We start from the raw sequence: 18183 nt of genomic DNA on the forward strand, positions 1-18183 counted from the left end.
GCCCGCCGCTGCGCCGAACTGGACCGGCTGTCCGCGCGCGCGACCGCCTCCGTGCGGCGGCTGGCGCCGCTGCGCGGGGAGTACGACCGGGTGGCCAGGCTGGCATCCCTGGTGGCCGGCACCTCCGCGGACAACGGACGCAGAATGCGCCTGGAGTCCTATGTGCTCGCCGCCCGCCTCGAACAGGTGGCGGCCGCCGCGACCGTGCGGCTGCAGCGCATGTCCTCCGGCCGCTACACCCTCGTCCACTCCGACGACCGCTCAGGACGGGGCCGCAGCGGCCTCGGACTGCACGTCGTCGACGCGTGGACCGGGCGGGAGCGCGACACGGCGACCCTCTCCGGAGGCGAGACGTTCTTCGCCTCGCTCGCGCTCGCCCTCGGTCTCGCGGACGTCGTCACCGACGAGGCCGGCGGGGTCCGTCTGGACACCCTCTTCATCGACGAGGGGTTCGGCAGCCTCGACGACCAGACCCTCGACGAGGTCCTCGACGTGCTCGACTCCCTGCGGGAGCGGGACCGCAGCGTCGGCATCGTCAGCCATGTGGCGGACCTGCGGCGGCGTATCCATGCGCAGCTGGAGGTTGTGAAGGGCCGGACGGGCTCGGTGGTGCGGCAGCGAGGAGCGGGCTGAGACCGGCTCAGCGGCCGAGGGGGCGGCGGGGCAGGGGCGACGAGTAGACGACGCTCGTCGTCACCGAACCCAGCGTGCCGATCCTGCCGGACACCTCCTCCAGGTGCCTCATCGAACGTGCCGCGACCTTGATGACGAAGCAGTCGTCACCGGTGACGTGGTGCGCCTCCAGGATCTCGGGCGTGGCGGCGACGAGGTCGTGGAACGGCTTGTAGTTGCCGTTGGGGTAGCGCAGCCGCACGAACGCCAGGATCGGCAGGCCCAGCCGCTCCGGGTCGACGACCGCCGCGTACCCCTGGATGACACCGGCCTCCTCCAGCCGGCGCACCCGGTCGGTGACCGCGCTCGCCGACATGGAGACGGCACGGGCCAGCTCCGCGAAGCTGGCGCGGCCCTCCCGCTGGAGGACGTCGAGGATGCGCCAGTCGGTGGCGTCCGGGGAATACGCGGTCATTGCCGATGAATAGCAGGGGAATCACCGGCCGATCAAGAGGAGGACCATGGATCTCTTCTTCAGCCCAGGGAGCGGCGGCCATAGATTTTCAGCCATCGGACCCGAGGTGGCCGGAGCGGACGGCGCGCCGGAGCCGCGGGACGGGGAAGGACCACGGAACCATGACCACGACGACCGACGCGACCACCACGACCACCGTGAACCCCGTGCCGGGGGTGCCCCCGGCCGCCCCGGCCACCGCCGCCGCCCACTTCCGGGCGAGCCTCGCCTTCCACGCGGACGTGTCCGATGTAGCCGCCGCGCTCTCGGCCGACGGCGACCCCGGCTTCGTCGTCCTCGACTCGCGTTCCACGGCGTCCTGGGACCAGGGCCACATCCCCGGTGCGGTGCACCTGCCCACCGCGCTCATCCCCGAGCAGGCCGGGCAACTGCTCGACAGGGCCGTCCCGGTGGTCACGTACTGCTGGGGGCCGGGCTGCAACGGCGCGACCCGGGCGGCCCTGGCCCTCGCCGAACTCGGCTTCCAGGTCAAGGAGATGCTCGGCGGCTTCGAGTACTGGGTGCGCGAGGGGTTCGAGTACGAGAACCGCGGGGGCCGCGAACGCCGCGCGGCGGACTTGCTCACGGCCCCCGACGAGGCGGCGGATTGCGGATGCTGACCGAACGGAACCCATGACTCCGCCACCGTCCCTGCGTGTAGCTTCTGGGCATGGTCAGATATGCGGATCCAGGTGCGGTCGAGTGGGTGGAGTCGGGCGGCGGGCCACTGATCGCGATACCCGAGGTGGTGCTGCCGTTCTGGGCGGGCGCCGACGGCGACGAACTGTCCTCCGACTACGACCGGGCCTGCGAGGTCGACGGGCAGATCGGGCTGCTGCCGGTCGGCGACACCCGCGCCCTGGTGCTGGGCGACGATCCCGCCTCCACCGCCTTCCTGCCGGAGCACGGCACGTTCGTACGCTGGTGCGCCGCGGACTCCGAGGCCGCGCTGCTCGCCCGGGTCCCCCAGGCGCTCGAGGCCGCGGAGTGGGAGCCGGAGGTGCAGTGGGACGTGCCGGGCCCGGTGGTGCTCTTCGACGCCGCCTGGCCGGGGAACGAGTCCGTGCGCACCGACCATCTGCGCGTATCGCTGGAGCCGGGACGGTACACGGTACGGGCGGCGTACGTGGAGCCCGGTCCCGAGGTATGGGTGGGCCTCGTGCAGATGTGGCGGACGGGGGCCTGAGCCCGGGACCGGCGGTGCGCGGGCCGGCGGTCAGGGGCGGACCGCGGGCTCATCGGCCCGCAGGGCGGCATCCGGCGCCGGTGGCCGGGCCCGCGCCGAGGGCACGGCCCGGCCACCGGACGCGCGGTCAGAGCCGGGACAGTTCGTCCACCAGGTCGTCCAGGCCCAGTGAACCCTGCGAGAGCGCCGCCATGTGCCACGCCTTCGCGTCGAACGCGTCGCCGTGGCGCTTCCTGGCGTTCTCCCGGCCCAGCAGCCAGGCCCGCTCGCCCAGCTTGTAACCGATTGCCTGGCCCGGCATCGACAGGTACCGGATCAGCTCGCTCTCGACGAAGTCCGCGGGACGGCTGCTGTGGGAGCCGAAGAACTCGTGCGCCAGCTCCGGCGTCCAGCGCTCGCCCGGGTGGAACGGCGAGTCCGCCGGGATCTCCAGCTCCAGGTGCATGCCGATGTCGATGATGACCCGGACCGCCCGCATCATCTGTGCGTCCAGGTAGCCGAGCCGCTGCTCCGGATCCGTGAGGAAGCCCAGCTCGTCCATGAGGCGCTCCGCGTACAGGGCCCAGCCCTCCGCGTTGGCGCTGACGCCGCCCACCGTCGCCTGGTACCGGGAGAGGTCGTCGGCCACGTGCACCCACTGGGCCAGCTGGAGGTGGTGGCCGGGGACGCCCTCGTGGTACCAGGTCGAGACGAGGTCGTAGACCGGGAACCGGGTCTGCCCCATGGTCGGCAGCCAGGTCCGGCCCGGGCGGGAGAAGTCGGCGGACGGAGCCGTGTAGTACGGCGCGGCCGCGCTGCCCGGCGGCGCGATGCACGCCTCCACCTTCCGCACCCGTTCGGCGAGTTCGAAGTGGGTGCCGTCGAGCGCCTCGATCGCCTGGTCCATGAGTCCCTGCAGCCACACCCGCACCTCCTCGACGCCCTCGATGTGGGTGCCGTGCTCGTCGAGGTGGGCGAGCGCCGCCCACGGGGTCGCGGCGCCGGGGAGGACCTTCTCGGCCTCCTTCTTCATCTCGCCGAGGAGGCGGTGGTACTCGGACCAGCCGTACGCGTACGCCTCGTCGAGGTCCAGGTCCGTGCCGTTGAAGTAGCGCGCCCAGCGGGCGTAGCGCTCGCGGCCCACCGTGTTCGGCGCGCCCTCGATCGTCGGCGCGTACACGTCACGCATCCAGTCCCTCAGTCCGACGACGGCCGCGGTCGCCGCACGGGCGGCCTCGTCCAGCTCCGTACGCAGGGACTCGGGGCCCTGGGACGCGAAGTCCTCGAACCAGCCGCGGCCCTGCCCGTCCGTGTCGGACCACTCGGAGAGCTGCTCGACGAAGGTGGCCGTCGGCCGCGGGCCGGCGTACAGCTTGCGCTCCAGGCCCAGGGCGAGGGAGTCGCGGTAGCCGCGCACGGCGGCCGGCACGGCGCGCAGCCGCTCGGCGACCGCCGCCCAGTCCTCCTCCGTCGCGACCGGGGTCAGCGTGAAGACCTCGCGCACGCTGTGCACCGCGGTGTGCATGTTGCCCACTGTCCGCAGGCCCTCGTCGGCCTCGTGCACGGCGAGTTCGGCCGTGAGCCGCTCGCGCAGCAGGCGCGCGCACCGGCGCTCGATGTCACTGTCCGCGCCTGGGCGGCGCTCCGCCTCGTCGAGCCGCGCGAGGGTCTCCCGCGCCAGCTCGGCGAGCGCCTCCTGGCCCGCGGGCGAGGTGTCGGGAAGTCTGCTCGAACTCTCCTTCACGCCGAGGTACGTGCCGGTGATCGGGTCGAGGGCGACGAGGGCGTCGACGTAGGCGTCGGCGACCTCCCGGGGAAGGAGGCTCTTGGTGGTGTCTGACATGCGGACCATACTCATACGGCGTCGTGGTCCACGTCACGGGGATTCCTCGCTGGGTTCACGCCTGTTCAGAAGGGCCTCAGGCGTGGCCGGGCGGCAGCAGCGGGCCGCAGTCCCACTGCTGGAAGATCAACCGTGTCTCCACCCGTGCCACTTCGCGCCGGGCGGTGAACTCGTCCAGTACCAGCCGCTGCAGATCCGTCATGTCCGCGACCGCCACATGCACGAGGTAGTCGTCGGGTCCGGTGAGATGGAAGACGGTACGGGACTCGGGCAGGGCACGGATCCGCTCCACGAACGGCCCCACCAGCTCCCGCCGATGCGGTCTGACCTGCACCAACAGCAACGCCTCAAGGCCGCGGCCCAGCTTCGCAGGGTCGAGCCGCAGCTGATGGCCGAGAATCACTCCCGAGCGCCGCAGCCGGGCCACCCGGTCGAGACAGGTCGAGGGCGCGACCCCGACCTGTGCGGCGAGGTCGCGGTACGTCGTCCGGGCGTCGTTCTGCAACAGCCGCAGCAGATGGAGATCCACCGGGTCCAGTACGACTGATTCGGCCATACTCCGAACGTAACACGGGTTTCGGCGCCGAGACCCCGTTCGGTGTTCAGGCTGCCGCCCATGGATTCCCGTACTCATGACGCGTACGACGCGCAGGACGGATGCGTCGCCGCGGGCCACCCCGCCCGCCGGGCCTTCGCCACCGAGGCCGTGCACGCCGGCCGCGAGGACCTCGCGGCCCAGGGCCTGCACGCCGCGCCGCTGGACCTCTCCACGACCTACCCCTCCTACGACAGCCGTGGCGAGGCCGCCCGGCTCGACGCCTTCGCTGCCGACGGCGCGGAGCTGACGGGCACGCCCGTCTACGCGCGGCTCGGCAATCCCACCGTCGCCCGCTTCGAGACCGCGCTCGCCCGGCTGGAGGGCACCGAGAGCGCGGTCGCCTTCGCGAGCGGCATGGCCGCGCTGAGCGCCGTCCTGCTCGCCCGGAACGCGCTCGGGCTGCGCCATGTCGTCGCCGTACGACCGCTGTACGGCTGCAGCGACCATCTGCTCACCGCCGGACTGCTCGGCTCGGAGGTGACCTGGGTCGACCCGGAGGGCGTCGCGGACGCGCTGCGTCCCGACACCGGTCTCGTGCTGGTCGAGTCCCCGGCCAATCCGACGCTCGCGGAGATCGACCTGCGCGCGGTCGCCCACGCCTGCGGTTCGGTGCCGCTGCTCGTCGACAACACCTTCGCCACACCCGTGCTGCAGCGTCCCGCCGGGCAGGGGGCACGACTGGTGCTGCACAGTGCCACGAAGTACCTCGGCGGGCACGGCGACGTGATGGGCGGGGTGGTGGCCTGCGACGAGGAACTGGCGCGACGGCTGCGCCAGGTGCGGTTCGCGACGGGCGGGGTGCTCCACCCGCTGGCCGGCTATCTGCTGCTGCGCGGCCTGTCCACGCTGCCGGTACGGGTCAGGGCCGCGTCCGCCACCGCCGCGGAACTCGCCCGGCGGCTCGCCGCCGACCCGCGTGTCGCCCGTGTCCACTATCCCCGGATCGGCGGCGCGATGATCGCCTTCGAGGTGCACGGCGATCCCCACGCGGTCATCGCCGGGGTGCGGCTGATCACTCCGGCGGTGAGCCTCGGCAGCGTCGACACGCTCATCCAGCACCCCGCGTCCATCAGCCACCGCATCGTGGACGCGACCGACCGCCGGGACGCCGGGGTCGGTGACCGGCTGCTGCGCCTCTCGGTGGGACTGGAGGACGTCGAGGACCTGTGGGCCGATCTGGAGGGCGCGCTGGGTACCGAGCGGGCCGGGGGCGGGGTGCGACGGAAGGAGACCGCGGGGCGGTAGGAGCGGAGGTGCGGCGGAAGGAGGCCACGCGTCTTTGGCCGCGGGGCGGTGGGACCGGAGATGCGGGGCGGCGCCCGGCACCCCGCCCCGTCCGCACGCCGAACGGCCCGGCGGAGCCCGCCGGGCCGTCGCGTCCGTCGTGTGCGCGCGGCGCGTGCCGTCAGTCCCGTGCGCCGGGCGTGCTGTGCTGTTCGCGCGCCTGGCCGTACGGCGGGCGCGAGGCCACCGGGGTGGCGTCCAGCCGAGCCGTGATGACGAGCGTGCCCTCCTCGATCTGGTAGTCGAGGGGCAGTCCGAGGCCGCGCATCGCGGCGATCATGCCCGTGTTGGACGACTGGGTGACCGCGTAGACGCTCTCGCAGCCGGCCTCGACCGCCATCGCGACCAGACGCCCGAGAAGTTCGCCGCCGATCCCGCGTCGCTGCCAGCCGTCCTCGACGAGCAGCGCGACCTCCGTCTCCTCCCCGTCCCACAGGAGGTGCCCGAGGCCGACGATGCGGCCCGACGCCGTCTGCACCGCCAGCGTCCGGCCGAAGCGCGGGCTGAGGAGGTGGTTGAGGTAGCGGTCCGCGTCCCTGACCGGGCCGTGGTAGCGCATGCTCAGTGTGCGGGACGAGCAGCGGGCGTGCATCTCCTTGGCCGCGTCGAGGTCCGAGGTGTCGGCCCGCCGCACGGTGATCGCGTCGCCCTCCGGAAGCCTCAGCACGTCCTGTCCGCGCGGGATGCGCGGACCGAGCCGCGCGTCCAGTTCCGTGAGCGCCCGCGCCCGCGCGAACTCGGTGGGCGTGAACGGCAGATACGGCCGCTCCACCGTGATCACCCCGCCCTCCGGTGCCCGCAGCCGCATCACCGTGTCCTCCAAGGCCCCCTCGAAGGGAGCGCCGTCCTGTGCCGGGCCGGAGCCGAGGGTGGCGGCGGGGAGTGAGCGAATGGTGCACCGGCCAAGCAACTGCCGCAATGCTAGCGGAAGTTCGGCCGGGTCCAGCGCGGTGCGCATGGCGAGGCCGAGCACTCGGGTCGGCGCATCCACCAGGTCGTGCGCGTCGGCCCGCTCGATCCAGGTCCCGGCACCGCCGGCCAGAGAGACGGCCCGTGTGATGCCGGCCGCGTCCCGGTCCGCCGGTGCGCGCAGCAGGAACTCGTCCACGGTGCCCTGCGCCAGTGGATGCGTCTGCAGGGTCAGGATGTCCACCCGCAGCCCGGCCAGCGCCGTGCACAGCGCGGCCAGCGAGCCCGGCTCGTCCCTGACCGTCGTCCGCATCCGCCACAGCGCGGTCGCCCCGGCGGCCGCGTCGGTGTCGGACGGCCCGGCCTGCTGCCCGTCGGCGAGCGCCCGGGCGCCGGTATCGCTCGGGGGCGGCGCATGACCGTGGCGGCGCGCCCACCAGGTGTGGAAACCGGCCGTCGCGGTCAGCACCGCCGCGGACAGCACCAGCAGCGCGGGACCGTCGGGGCCGTGCCCGATCAGGTTGGCCGTCACGTCCGCCACCGCGACCGCCGTGAAGAGCGCGGCGAGTTCGACCACGTCCCGTCGCCAGTGGTGCACCGGGCGACCGTGCCGCGCCCGCGTCACATCGGATACGTCTGGAGTCATGCAATCACCGTGAAGGAAGGGTGTTGCGTGATCACGAACGCTTTGTGTCTGATCGGTTAAGTGTCGTTCTGTCCTATTTGTTGTTCTCTTGATGAGCGCCGGGGCGGCCTTCCGAGGGGAGGGCGGCAGGCGGAACGCCGCGCACCGGGGGATGACTCCGGTGCGCGGCGTGGTGTCCGAGGGTACGCGAGCCGGTGGCCGACGGGGCGGTCGGCGCGGTCCCGGCGGGCCTCGGCGGTCCCGCCGGGCGCGTCCTCGGGTCAGGGCCTTCCCGGGCGTGTCACTGGCCCACGCGGCCCGGCTGCAGCACCTGTGTGAACAGCACGGTCCCGTCCTGCTCGCGCAGCCGGACCGTCAGCTCCCCGCTGTCCCCGTCGATGTCGACCTGGCCGAAGAACTGGTAGCCGCCGGCGGGCGAGACGTTCGGCACGGACGGCGCCTTCACGAAGACACGCTCCGGGCCGAAGGTGCCGTCGAGCGTGTTCGCCGGGAACGCGCCGGCGTTGAGCGGCCCCGAGACGAACTCCCAGAACGGCTCGAAGTCGGTGAAGGCGGCGCGGGAGGGCTGGTAGTGCTGCGCCGAGGTGTAGTGCACGTCGGCCGTCAGCCACACCGTGCCCGTGATCCTCCGGTGCTTGATGAACCGGAGCAGTTCCGCGATCTGCAGCTCCCGCCCGAGCGGCGCGCCCGGATCGCCCTGCGCCACCGCCTCGATGTTCGGCTTGCCCTCCGTGGTGTCCGGCACGATCAGTCCGAGCGGCATGTCGGCGGCGATCACCTTCCACACCGCACGCGAGCGCAGCAGTTCCCGCTTGAGCCACGCCAACTGCTCGGCGCCCAGGATGCCCTGCGGATCGGCGGTCTGGTCGTCGGGCGAGTTGGCGTTGCGGTAGGTGCGCATGTCGAGGACGAAGACGTCCAGCAGCGGACCGTGCCGCACGACCCGGTACACCCGGCCGTTGCCGTCGCCCGGCCGCAGCGTCGGGATGGGGAAGTACTCGCTGAACGCGCGCCGGGCGCGGGCGGCGAGCACGTCGATGCTCTTCTCGGTGTAGCGGCTGTCGGAGGAGGCGATGACCTCGCCGGGGTACCAGTTGTTGCGCACCTCGTGGTCGTCCCACTGGATGATCGACGGCACCTGGGCGTTGAACCGCCTGAGGTTGTCGTCCAGCAGGTTGTAGCGGAAGTTGCCGCGGTACTCGGCCAGGGTCTCGGCGACCTTGGACTTCTCCTCGGTGGTGATGTTCCGCCAGGTGCCGCCGTCGGGCAGGGCCTGGGTGGGGGAGATCGGCCCGTCGGCGTAGATGTTGTCGCCGCTGTGGAGGAAGAAGTCCGGGTCGAGTCCCGCCATCGTGTTGTAGATCCGGTAGCCGCCGAGATCCGGGTTGATGCCCCAGCCCTGGCCCGCCAGGTCGCCGGACCACAGGAATCGCACCCCGCGGCGCCGCCCGGGCGGCGCCGTGCGGAAGGTGCCCGTCACGGGCTCACCGGTGCGCCGCGGGTCGTCCGGGTCGGCCAGGAGCACCCGGTAGTGGATCTGCTCGCCTGCAGGGAGTCCGTGCAGCCGTGTGGTGCCCGTGAAGTCCGTGTCCGCGCCGATCAGCGGGCCCTGCCAGCGGCGGGGACTGCGGAACGACTCCGTCGCGGCGGTCTCGACGATCATGCGGGCCGGACGGTCGGAGCGCACCCACACGAGACCGGAGTGGGCGCTCACGTCTCCGGCCTGGGCGCCCCATCCGGCCTTCGGCCGTCCCGACAGGGCGAACGCCGGTGCCGCGCCGAGCGCGGCGGGCAGGGTCAGGGCCGCCGACGCGGCCAGCGAGCCGCGCAGGACGCTGCGGCGGCCGGGGAAGGGACGGTGTGACATGGATGCGCCTCCAGGGACGTGTTCCGGCCAATGGGCACTGTCACAACTACTGGTGCGCCGCAGCGCACACGGAAACCGCAAGTGAACAACTCACCCCGCGCATCCGGGAACCTCGCCGCGCCGGCCCCGGCGTCCGGCGAGGGCCGCGCCTCCCGCACGCTGCCGGGCCGTCCGCCCCCTTTTCCGGCGCCCCGGTGTGCGCGCACCGCCAGTGCCCCGGCAGGCGACGTTCGCCCCGTCGCGACGCCCGGCACGCTCCCCCGGGCTCTTCGAGCAGGGGCACCCCCACTCGCCGCACCGGCCGAGAGCCCGATGGCGTCCCGGGCGGTGGGGTCTTCCTCGGGTGCGCCCCGGTGGTCGTCGTTGTCGTCGTGCCGCTCCTGGAGGGGCGACGGCCCCAGCGGCGCGTGCTGCACGGGGCGTCGCTGGTGGCCGCCGGCGCCTTCACGGTCCAGGGGTGGGGCCGCACCGACGGCTCCGGAATCGTCTACTCCGCGTGCGCACTCGTCGGTGAGGTCGGGTTCGCGGTGCTCGCCGTGCCGGTGCTGCGCCCTCTGGTGCCGAGGCTGCTGTCGGCCACGGTCAGTGGCATCGCCGCGGCCGAGTCGGCGCTCGTCGGGCTCCTCGTGGACGGCCCCGGACGGTTGCGCCTGCCGGACCGCACGGAGGCCGACGCGCTGCTGTGCAGGCGGCGGTCGTCACCGTCGTCGGCTTCGTGTGCTGGTACATGGCCATGCAGCGCATCAAAGCGGAGCGGGCCATGCTCTGCTCCGGCCTCATCCCGGTCGCCGCCGCCTGCACCGCGCCGGTGGTCGGCACCGGCGCGTACGGGGTGCCGCAGGCCGTCGGCAGCGGGCTGGCGGGCGCCGGGGTGGCCCTGGGCTCGGGCGCGTTGCGCCTCGGACGCTCAGCGGCTGCCGTCCAGGATCACCCTCGCGACCAGTGCGGGGTCGTCGTTCATCGGAACGTGCCCGCAACCCGGCAGCCGCACCAGCCGGGCCCTGGGGACGATCTGCTTGGCGCGGACACCCTGACGGCGCACCAGGAGCCGGTCCCTGGTGCCCCAGGCCACGGTGACGGGCAGCCCGGGCACGTCCTCCGTGAACCGAACGGACGTGCCCGCCCGGAGGGTCTCGGCGAACCCCTCGGCGCGGGCCAGCGCGAGCGTCTCGGCGACGACGGCCTCGGGTGAACGGCGGTGCGGGCGGGCGTAGATGGTGCTTGTGAGCACCGTGCGCCCCGCTGCGGTGCGGGAGAGCCGTTCCACCACCGGCAGGGGCATCCTGCGCGCGGCGTGCCGCATCGCGAGGAGCACCGCGAACGCGTACCGCCGCTCGGCCGGGGTCCAGAATCCGGCGGGGGAGAGCGCGGTGACGGACCGTACGAGCTTCTCACGGCCCAGTTCCAGGGCCAGCAGGCCGCCCAGGGAGTTGCCCGCGACATGCGGGCGGTCGATCTCCAGCGCCCGGCACAGCGAGCCGAGGGCGGGTACCACGGTCGGCACGTCGTAGGCGAGTCCGTCCGGAAGGGCGGGGGACGCGCCGAAGCCCGGAAGGTCGACCGCGATCACGTCCCGCTCGGTCGCCAGGATGTCCACCACCGGGTCCCATGCCTGCCGGTGATGGCCGATGCCGTGCAGCAGGAGGAGGGGCTCCCCGGCGCCCACGCGCGCGTAGGAGACGGTCACGGTCCGCGGGCCGTGCGGGGAGGGAACGCTGAAGGAGACCGTGGCGGCCATGCTGCTCCTCGTCTGGGGACACACTGGCGAACTTACGTAGACAGCTTGTCAGCAACTACTACTGGCGGGTAGTCCCGGGCTGGTAACCCGCGGCACGGCGCCGCCGGCCGTCGGCGACCGGCCGCGCCGGTACGGAGCCGAGCGGGGCGCCGTGCGCGAGCCGCGAGCCTGCCCGGTGCGGACCGCCACCCGGCCGGCCGTCGACCGGCTGCGCGAGGTGAAGGCGCGCCGCTGGAAGCCGGCCAGGGGCCCGCGGAGGCCCTGCGGCAGCGCGCCTGCGCGGTCGGCAGGTGATCGAGGATTGGTCTTGACCAAGGGTGGGTGCCGCCCTATGGTCGCAGAGAAGTGCAACAACCTTTAATAAACAAGGGCGCTAAAACGCCGCCGGGTCACGGCGATTGCGGAGGACAGGGTGGGGACCACGCAGCTGGAATCGGTGCCGGAGCCCAAGTACTGGCACCTCAAGACCGTGCTCACCGAAGCACTCGACTCCGAGTTCTCCGTAGGTGAGATCCTGCCGAACGAAAGGGACCTCGCGGCCCGTTTCGGCGTCGCCCGTGCCACGCTCCGCCAGGCCCTCGAACAGCTCGAACTCGAAGGCCGGCTGCAGCGCCGCCGCGGCGTCGGCACGACCGTCGCCCCGCCGCGCGTCGGGGTGGCGGTCGGCACCGACCCGCACGCCTGGCCGGGCGCGCCCGGCGATGCCTGGCGGCCCGTGGACTGCACGGTCGCGCTCCCGCCCGGGGCGGTGGCCGACCTCCTGGAGACCGGCAGGGACGAGCGGGTGCACACGGTGCGCCGGTCCCGGGTGACGCACGGCCGGCCCGTCGCCGCCGATCTGCTCTACGTCCCGGACGCCTCGGTGCCCGACCTGTCCGCCATCGACGCGGCCTCCGGCGCCGCACGCGCGCGGGCCGTGCTGCGCGAGCTGCAGCGTCTGGAACTGGAGGGCCAGGACCAGGCCGTCGAGCTGGGGTCGGCCAGTGCCGAGGACGCCAAGGAACTCGACCGGCTCCCCGGCGCGCCCGTCCTCGTCGTCACCACCCGCTACTACGCCGAGGACCGTACGGCGGCCGTCTCCGTCGCGACCTACCGCGCCGACACGTGCCGCCTCACCTTCGGCGACGCCGGGGACGTCGAGATCCACCACGACCCGGAGCGCCGCGCCTCCTGACCGCCGCGCTCCGGTGACCGCTGCGCCTCCTGACCGCCGCTCCGGTGACCGCCGCGCTCCGGGACACCGGGGTGCGGCGCCGCCGTGTGCACGCGCCCGGATCCCGCGACGCACCGAGATCAGCGCCGTCCCGTCACCGTGCCCTCCACCGTGAGCAGCTGCTCCTCCACGTGGTCCAGCGCCAGCCGCAGCGCTCCCGTCGCCACCGCGGCCTCGCCCAGCCGGGACAGCGCCACCCTCGGCGGGCGCAGACAGTAGCGGGCCAGCTCCTGGCGCAGCGGCTCCAGTACGCCGTCCAGGCCCGCCGCCCAGCCGCCGATGACGACCAGTTCGGGGTCGAGGGCGAGGACGAGCGCCGCCACGTCGTGCACGAGCCGCTGGATGAAGCGCTCCACCGCGGCGCGGGCCCGTTGGTCGCCGTCGCGGGCGAGCGCGAACACGTCGGCGACCTGCTGCTCGTCCAGCGGTTGCAGCGGCTCGTCCGTCGTCGACAGCAGCGTCTCCGGGCTCGCCCCGCGGCCCAGCAGGTGCAGCGCCCCGATCTCCCCGGCCGCCCCGCCGTAGCCGCGGTGCAGCCGCCCCCCGATCAGCGCCCCCGCGCCCGGGCTCAGCCCGGCCAGTACGAACACCACGTCGTCGGACTCGGTGGCGGCACCCTTCCAGTGCTCGGCGACCGCCGCCGCGTTGGCGTCGTTCTCGACCAGCACCGGGCATCTGAAGGACCGGCTGAGGCGTTCACCCAGCTTCAGACCGGTCCACTCCGGCAGGGCGGTGCCCAGGCGCACGGTGCCGTCCGCCTCCACGATCCCCGGGCTGGCCACGCCGACCGCGCGCAGCGAGCCGCGGGCCACCCCCGCCCGGCGCAGCAACTCGGCGACCGCGCCCCGCAGCCGCTCCAGGCGCTGGTCCGCCGACGCCGTCTCGGCCACCTCCTTGGACAGCGTGCCCAGTTCCCGGCCGTCGAGGTCGGCAAGGAGCGCCGTCACCCGGTGGGCGCCCACGTCCAGGCCCAGCAGATGGCCCGCCTCCGCCCGGAACCGGAATCTGCGCGCCGGGCGCCCCTGCCGTCGGGCGGCGCCCTCCTCTGCCGCCTTCTCGACCACGAGCCCGGCCTCGATCAGGTCCTCGACCACGCCCTCGACGGTCGGCCGGGACAGCCCGGTCACCCCGGTGATCTCGGTGAGCGTCGCGCAGTTCGTGGCGCGCAGCGCGTGCAGCACCACCGCGGAGTTGATCCGCCGCAGCAGAGAGGGATCCCCGCCGGTCAGCCGCCCCAACGTCCGTCCTCCCAGCTCGTGCGCGTGTTGGGCGGATCGTACTCGGCTCGGCGCACCCCCGCGAGAGCCGGGCTCTGCGGCCCGCGGACCGGCGCCGGGCGCGGTGCCGCGACGCGACCGCTGGTTCACGGCCGAGGCGGTGGCGATCCGGGGCCCCGTCCTCGCCGCCGGTCCGGTCACCGGGGCGTGAGCCTCCCGGTGGGCAGGGCCGTCCCCGGTGCCCGGGCGAGCGGACGGACCTGAAATGCCGGGCCCGTGGACGGGGCGCGCCGTCACGGCGGTGTGGGCGGGCGCGGCGCTGGTCGCGGCAGCATGGGATCCGGAGCGCCGGGACCCCTGATGCGGGAGGCCGCTGAGGCCCCGCCAGATGTCAGTGGGCGCTGGTCTACTGGAGTCATGACCATCGACCGGCACCTGGCCACGATCGACCTGCTGTGCGCGCGGGAGTTCCCCGCGCGGCGCGGCAGTTCGGACGTGGGCTTCGGGGGACCCGGGTTCCACGTGGTCGTGTTACGGACGAGCGTCGGTCTCCGGACGGGGGACGGTGCGGAGCGGGAGCGGACGGCGGAGGACTTCGACGCCTGGAAGGAGGCGATCGCCCGGAGGCTGGACGGCCGGTGGGGACAGGGGCGGTTCTGGGGGCCGCTGACCGCCGGTGTGCGCATGGCCCGTGGCGAGGAGATACCGGAGCCCTGGGCGACGCTCGGCGCCCTGGTGCACGAGCTGCGCCTGTGGCAGGTGGACGGCGCCGGACGGTGGGTGGCCCTCGGCGTGGCCGAGCGCGACTTGACGGACGAGATACGTCTCCTCGCGGCCGTCACGGACCAGGACCCGCCCTGACCGCTACGCCGCCGCGGCCTCCCTCAGCCGCCCGAACTCCTCGGCCATCGTCGCGGCCGTCCAATGTGCGTTCAGCCCACTGGGGTTGGGCAGCACCCACACCCGGCTGCCGCCGATCGTCCGCTCCTGCGGGCCGACCCGGGCCGTACGGTCGTCGAAGGCCGTCCGGTACGCGGTCACCCCGACCACGGCCAGCCATGTGGGCCGCAGCCGCGCCACTTTGGCGCTGAGAATCCGTCCGCCCTCCCGGTACTCCAGGGAGGTGAGTTCGTCGGCCCGGGCGGTCGCCCTGGCCACCACGTTCGTGATCCCGAGTCCGTAGCCGAGCAGTTCGTCCTGCTCCGAGGGTTTCAACAGCCGGGGGGTGAAGCCGGATTGATGCAGCACCGGCCAGAACCGGTTGCCGGGGCGGGCGAAGTGATGGCCCGTCGCCGCGGTCATGAGTCCCGGATTGATGCCGCAGAAGAGGACGGTGAGGCCGTCCGCGACCACGTCCGGCACCAGACGGTCGCGGGCGGCCTCGAGCTCCGCCGGGGTGAACCGGGTCAGAGGATCGCCCCCGGCGTGTAGCCGGCGGCCTCCGGGTGCCGCTTCACGACGTCCTCGACACGGCCGACGACCGATGCCACCTGGTCGGCCGCGGCGCCGGTGAAGGACAGCTTGTCGGCCATGAGCGCGTCCAGCCCCGCGCGGTCGAGCGGGATACGCTCGTCGGCGGCCAGCCTGTCCAGCAGTTCGTTGCGCTCGGCGCCCTGCTCGCGCATCGCGAGGGCGCAGGCGACCGCGTTCTCCTTGATCGCCTCGTGGGCCACCTCGCGGCCGACGCCCGCGCGCACCGAGGCCATCAGCACCTTGGTCGTGGCGAGGAACGGAAGATAGCGGTCGAGCTCACGGGCGACCACGGCGGGGAAGGCGCCGAACTCGTCGAGCACGGTCAGGAACGTCTCCAGCAGACCGTCCAGCGCGAAGAACGCGTCCGGCAGCGCGACCCGGCGCACCACCGAGCAGGACACATCGCCCTCGTTCCATTGGTCGCCCGCCAGCTCGCCGGTCATCGAGGCGTAGCCGCGGAGGATCACCATCAGGCCGTTCACGCGCTCGCAGGAGCGGGTGTTCATCTTGTGCGGCATTGCCGAGGACCCGACCTGCCCGGGCTTGAAGCCCTCGGTGACCAGCTCGTGCCCGGCCATCAGCCGGATCGTCTTCGCCAGCGACGACGGCGCGGCCGCCAGCTGCACCAGCGTGGTGACGACCTCGTAGTCGAGCGAGCGCGGGTAGACCTGGCCGACCGAGGTGAAGGCGTGCGAGAAGCCCAGGTGCCCGGCGATCCGCCGCTCGAGCTCCGCGAGCTTGCCGGCGTCCCCGCCCAGCAGGTCGAGCATGTCCTGCGCCGTACCCACCGGGCCCTTGATGCCGCGCAGCGGATAGCGGCCCAGCAGCTCCTCGACCCGTGCGAGGGCGACGAGCAGCTCGTCGGCGGCGGTCGCGAAACGCTTGCCGAGGGTGGTGGCCTGCGCGGCCACGTTGTGGGAGCGGCCGGCCATGACCAGCTCGCCGTACTCGCCCGCGAGCTTGCCGAGGCGCGCCAGCACGGCCACGGCGCGGTCGCGCATCAGCTGCAGCGAGAGCCGGATCTGCAGCTGTTCGACGTTCTCGGTCAGATCGCGGGACGTCATGCCCTTGTGGACGTGCTCGTGCCCGGCGAGGTCGTTGAACTCCTCGATCCGTGCTTTCACATCGTGCCGGGTGACCTTCTCGCGCTCGGCGACGGAGGCGAGGTCGACCTGGTCGAGGACGCGTTCGTAGTCGGCGATCGCCGCGTCCGGGACGTCGATCCCCAGGTCCTTCTGGGCCCGCAGCACGGCGAGCCAGAGCCGGCGCTCCAGCCTCACCTTCTGCTCCGGGGACCAGAGCGTGGCGAGCTCGGCGGAGGCGTAGCGTCCGGCGAGGACGTTCGGGATACGGGGCTTTGCGGGCGCAGCAGTCACGTGTACGGAGCATACCCGCTGTATATGGCGCTTCCGACGCTTCCATGCCGTCCACGGATTCCACGGTCAGTCGCTGTCAGTCCACCCCGCGTCGCGTCGTGTGTGAGACGCGTGTGAGACGGGGCGGCCCCGAACCGGAGAGGCAAGCTCCGGACGGGGCCTTGATCCGAACCCCTTCCGATCAAGGAGTCAGACCCATGCAGGACCGTACCCCGGACGGGCCCGTGCGCGAGCTGCTCGCGTCCGTCCTCGAAGCCCTCAACATCCCCCACCCCGCCACCATCGGCGACACCGAGCAGCACGACCGCGTGCTGAACGAGCGCGTCATGCACGCCCGGATCGCCCTCGTGGGCGTACTCGAGCGCGGCGACGACCCGGCCTGGACCACCGCCTACCTGCGCGAGCGGCTCGCCGAGCACCCGCCCACCGGATACCGCCACCACGGCACCCCGCCCCCGCCGTCCTGCGGCAAGTGCCGCAAGCCGTTCGACCCCGCAGACACCCGGTTCGACGGCCGCGCCCGGCACGGCGAGACTCCGTGGTGCCGGCGGTGCGTCGACTCCTGCCACGAGTCCACCGACGCCTTCCACGCCTGCCCGATCTGCGACCCGACCCGCCGCGGCGGTGAGGGCCGATGACCGAGCACCTGCCCCGCACGGTGAACGTGAACGTCCTCACCACCAGGTCTCTGGAAGTCGACGAGCCCGACTGGTGCGTCGGCCACCGCGCCGACCGCGCCCAGTTCAAGCCCGACATCGCCCACAACGGGCCGGAAGTCTCCGCCACCTTCGACGGCCCGCACGGGCCCATCCGGTACCTGCACGCGTGGATCACGCAACGCCCGTACGCGCAGCAGCCCGAGCCCCTGCCCCTGGTGGCGGTCGAGATCGGCGGCGAGGCCGCATCGCTCACCCCCGGCCAGGTGCGTGCGTTCGCCGCGCTGACCCGCGCGCACCTCGAGGTCCTCGAGCGGCTCGCCGACGAGGCCGACCGGATCCGCGGAGGTGGCCGCTGATGTTCGGACTCGGCAAGCGCCCCACCACCCCCGGCCTCTACGCCTCCACCCGCGAGCAGGAGCGCGCCGCGCGCCGCCAGGCCCGCGAGGAACGTGCCGCCGCGGCCCGGCGTGCCGGGCACCGGGCGCGCGTCCTCCGCGACGGCGACGCGGCCGGCCGCCGCCGCTGGTTCGGGGGTGCCCGGTGACCCGCCGCGGCCACATCCCGCGCCCGACCGAGACGGCCGCGCTCGCACGCGCCGCCCGACGGCCCGCCGAACCGGCCCCGGTGCCGGTGCTGTTCGCCGCGCTCCTGGCGGCCTACGCGGTGCGCGACCGGGAGGGCATCCGCCTCTTCGCCCACGCCATCACCCGGCGGGGTGGTGCGTGATGGCTGCGATGTCCCGCGAGGTGCGCCGCATCGTCGTCGCGCACCTCACCGAACGCGGCATGGATCCCGCGAAGATCGCCTCCGAGCTGGGGGTTTCCCGCGAAACCGTGCGCAGAGACCTGCACAATCCGCCCCCGCCGGCACCCGCCGCAGCAGGGTCGGATGTGGCGGACGCCGAGGACCTCGTGTTGCGGCTTGATGAGCCACTGCGCGAGTCGCTCGCCGTCCTCCGCGCGGTGTGCAACGGGCCGGACACGGTGGCTCAGCACGTGGCCGCAGCACGCGCCGCGATCCATGCGACGGCCGACACCATCCGCGAGCGCCCGTACGCCCGGACGTAGCC

20 protein-coding genes and 2 pseudogenes are annotated in these 18183 nt (G+C 73.4%); 13 read left to right on the top strand and 9 right to left on the bottom strand.

Annotation, left to right across the window (positions count from 1 at the left end):
* Nucleotides 1-633, top strand: a 633-nt coding sequence (locus ACFSL4_RS17645; RefSeq protein WP_381083623.1) for an SbcC/MukB-like Walker B domain-containing protein, incomplete at its 5' end; no start/stop codon positions are given.
* A gap of 7 nt (nucleotides 634-640) precedes the next feature.
* On the opposite strand, the gene ACFSL4_RS17650 is transcribed toward ACFSL4_RS17645, so the two are convergent.
* Complete coding sequence (locus tag ACFSL4_RS17650; protein ID WP_381083625.1) at nucleotides 641-1087, bottom strand: Lrp/AsnC family transcriptional regulator; 447 nt, start codon at nucleotides 1085-1087, stop codon at nucleotides 641-643.
* A gap of 161 nt (nucleotides 1088-1248) precedes the next feature.
* Here ACFSL4_RS17650 and ACFSL4_RS17655 point away from each other — a divergent pair, with 161 nt between their 5' ends.
* Together ACFSL4_RS17655 and ACFSL4_RS17660 are read left to right on the top strand one after the other, a co-directional pair.
* A complete protein-coding gene (locus tag ACFSL4_RS17655; RefSeq protein WP_381083627.1) occupies nucleotides 1249-1746 on the top strand; it encodes a rhodanese-like domain-containing protein in 498 nt (165 codons plus the stop codon).
* Between the two features lie 50 nt (nucleotides 1747-1796).
* Entirely contained in the window at nucleotides 1797-2312 is a 516-nt protein-coding gene (locus tag ACFSL4_RS17660; RefSeq protein ID WP_381083629.1) for an immunity 21 family protein, read from the top strand.
* A gap of 127 nt (nucleotides 2313-2439) precedes the next feature.
* Here ACFSL4_RS17660 and ACFSL4_RS17665 read toward each other — a convergent pair whose 3' ends face one another.
* The gene (locus ACFSL4_RS17665) at nucleotides 2440-4134 is read right to left on the bottom strand and encodes a DUF885 domain-containing protein (RefSeq protein WP_381083631.1); all 1695 of its coding nucleotides are present in this window, start codon (nucleotides 4132-4134) and stop codon (nucleotides 2440-2442) included.
* A gap of 76 nt (nucleotides 4135-4210) precedes the next feature.
* Nucleotides 4211-4690: an Lrp/AsnC family transcriptional regulator gene (locus tag ACFSL4_RS17670; protein WP_381083633.1), complete on the bottom strand. Its 480-nt coding sequence runs from the start codon at nucleotides 4688-4690 to the stop codon at nucleotides 4211-4213.
* 60 nt (nucleotides 4691-4750) lie between these two features.
* Here ACFSL4_RS17670 and ACFSL4_RS17675 point away from each other — a divergent pair, with 60 nt between their 5' ends.
* The gene (locus ACFSL4_RS17675) at nucleotides 4751-5977 is read left to right on the top strand and encodes a trans-sulfuration enzyme family protein (protein WP_381083635.1); all 1227 of its coding nucleotides are present in this window, start codon (nucleotides 4751-4753) and stop codon (nucleotides 5975-5977) included.
* A gap of 160 nt (nucleotides 5978-6137) precedes the next feature.
* On the opposite strand, the gene ACFSL4_RS17680 is transcribed toward ACFSL4_RS17675, so the two are convergent.
* Nucleotides 6138-7571, bottom strand: a complete 1434-nt coding sequence (locus tag ACFSL4_RS17680) for a GNAT family N-acetyltransferase (protein ID WP_381083636.1) — start codon at nucleotides 7569-7571, stop codon at nucleotides 6138-6140.
* Nucleotides 7572-7851: 280 nt separating this feature from the next.
* Nucleotides 7852-9438 carry an alkaline phosphatase D family protein gene (locus ACFSL4_RS17685; protein WP_381083638.1) on the bottom strand — a complete coding sequence of 529 codons (1587 nt, stop codon included), beginning with the start codon at nucleotides 9436-9438 and terminating at the stop codon, nucleotides 7852-7854.
* Between the two features lie 329 nt (nucleotides 9439-9767).
* Between ACFSL4_RS17685 and ACFSL4_RS17690 the strand changes: the two are divergent.
* Nucleotides 9768-10336, top strand: a pseudogene (locus ACFSL4_RS17690) (EamA family transporter); the annotation flags it as partial.
* Nucleotides 10337-10345: 9 nt separating this feature from the next.
* On the opposite strand, the gene ACFSL4_RS17695 reads toward ACFSL4_RS17690, so the two are convergent.
* A complete protein-coding gene (locus ACFSL4_RS17695; RefSeq protein ID WP_381083640.1) occupies nucleotides 10346-11176 on the bottom strand; it encodes an alpha/beta fold hydrolase in 831 nt (276 codons plus the stop codon).
* A gap of 136 nt (nucleotides 11177-11312) precedes the next feature.
* On the opposite strand from ACFSL4_RS17695, the pseudogene ACFSL4_RS17700 reads away from it, so the two are divergent.
* Both ACFSL4_RS17700 and ACFSL4_RS17705 read left to right on the top strand, forming a co-directional pair.
* Nucleotides 11313-11405 (top strand): annotated as a pseudogene (locus ACFSL4_RS17700) (RNA polymerase subunit sigma-24); the annotation flags it as partial.
* 183 nt (nucleotides 11406-11588) lie between these two features.
* A complete protein-coding gene (locus tag ACFSL4_RS17705) occupies nucleotides 11589-12350 on the top strand; it encodes a GntR family transcriptional regulator (protein ID WP_381083642.1) in 762 nt (253 codons plus the stop codon).
* A 119-nt stretch (nucleotides 12351-12469) separates the two neighbouring features.
* Here ACFSL4_RS17705 and ACFSL4_RS17710 read toward each other — a convergent pair whose 3' ends face one another.
* Nucleotides 12470-13627: an ROK family protein gene (locus ACFSL4_RS17710; protein WP_381083644.1), complete on the bottom strand. Its 1158-nt coding sequence runs from the start codon at nucleotides 13625-13627 to the stop codon at nucleotides 12470-12472.
* Nucleotides 13628-14023: 396 nt separating this feature from the next.
* Between ACFSL4_RS17710 and ACFSL4_RS17715 the strand changes: the two genes are divergently transcribed.
* Nucleotides 14024-14467 carry a hypothetical protein gene (locus tag ACFSL4_RS17715; RefSeq protein ID WP_381083646.1) on the top strand — a complete coding sequence of 148 codons (444 nt, stop codon included), beginning with the start codon at nucleotides 14024-14026 and terminating at the stop codon, nucleotides 14465-14467.
* A 3-nt stretch (nucleotides 14468-14470) separates the two neighbouring features.
* On the opposite strand, the gene mug is transcribed toward ACFSL4_RS17715, so the two are convergent.
* Nucleotides 14471-15016, bottom strand: a complete 546-nt coding sequence (mug, locus tag ACFSL4_RS17720) for a G/U mismatch-specific DNA glycosylase (protein WP_381083831.1) — start codon at nucleotides 15014-15016, stop codon at nucleotides 14471-14473.
* The gene (gene purB, locus ACFSL4_RS17725; RefSeq protein ID WP_381083648.1) at nucleotides 15013-16455 is read right to left on the bottom strand and encodes an adenylosuccinate lyase; all 1443 of its coding nucleotides are present in this window, start codon (nucleotides 16453-16455) and stop codon (nucleotides 15013-15015) included. The genes mug and purB overlap by 4 nt, the downstream gene beginning before the upstream one ends.
* A gap of 197 nt (nucleotides 16456-16652) precedes the next feature.
* Between purB and ACFSL4_RS17730 the strand changes: the two genes are divergently transcribed.
* From ACFSL4_RS17730 to ACFSL4_RS17750, 5 genes are read left to right on the top strand one after another with little or no spacing between them, the layout of a single operon-like run.
* Nucleotides 16653-17093 carry a hypothetical protein gene (locus tag ACFSL4_RS17730; RefSeq protein WP_381083650.1) on the top strand — a complete coding sequence of 147 codons (441 nt, stop codon included), beginning with the start codon at nucleotides 16653-16655 and terminating at the stop codon, nucleotides 17091-17093.
* On the top strand, nucleotides 17090-17470 hold the full coding sequence (locus ACFSL4_RS17735; RefSeq protein ID WP_381083652.1) for a DUF6907 domain-containing protein: 381 nt from the start codon (nucleotides 17090-17092) through the stop codon (nucleotides 17468-17470). Before ACFSL4_RS17730 ends, ACFSL4_RS17735 begins: the two co-directional genes overlap by 4 nt.
* A complete protein-coding gene (locus ACFSL4_RS17740; protein ID WP_381083654.1) occupies nucleotides 17470-17658 on the top strand; it encodes a hypothetical protein in 189 nt (62 codons plus the stop codon). Before ACFSL4_RS17735 ends, ACFSL4_RS17740 begins: the two co-directional genes overlap by 1 nt.
* Nucleotides 17655-17840, top strand: a complete 186-nt coding sequence (locus tag ACFSL4_RS17745; protein ID WP_381083656.1) for a hypothetical protein — start codon at nucleotides 17655-17657, stop codon at nucleotides 17838-17840. The genes ACFSL4_RS17740 and ACFSL4_RS17745 overlap by 4 nt, the downstream gene beginning before the upstream one ends.
* Nucleotides 17840-18181, top strand: a complete 342-nt coding sequence (locus ACFSL4_RS17750) for a helix-turn-helix domain-containing protein (RefSeq protein WP_381083658.1) — start codon at nucleotides 17840-17842, stop codon at nucleotides 18179-18181. Before ACFSL4_RS17745 ends, ACFSL4_RS17750 begins: the two co-directional genes overlap by 1 nt.
* Nucleotides 18182-18183 lie beyond the last annotated feature (2 nt).

The organism is Streptomyces caeni, from assembly GCF_042678285.1.
GTDB classification, from domain to species: Bacteria; Actinomycetota; Actinomycetes; order Streptomycetales; family Streptomycetaceae; genus Streptomyces; species Streptomyces caeni.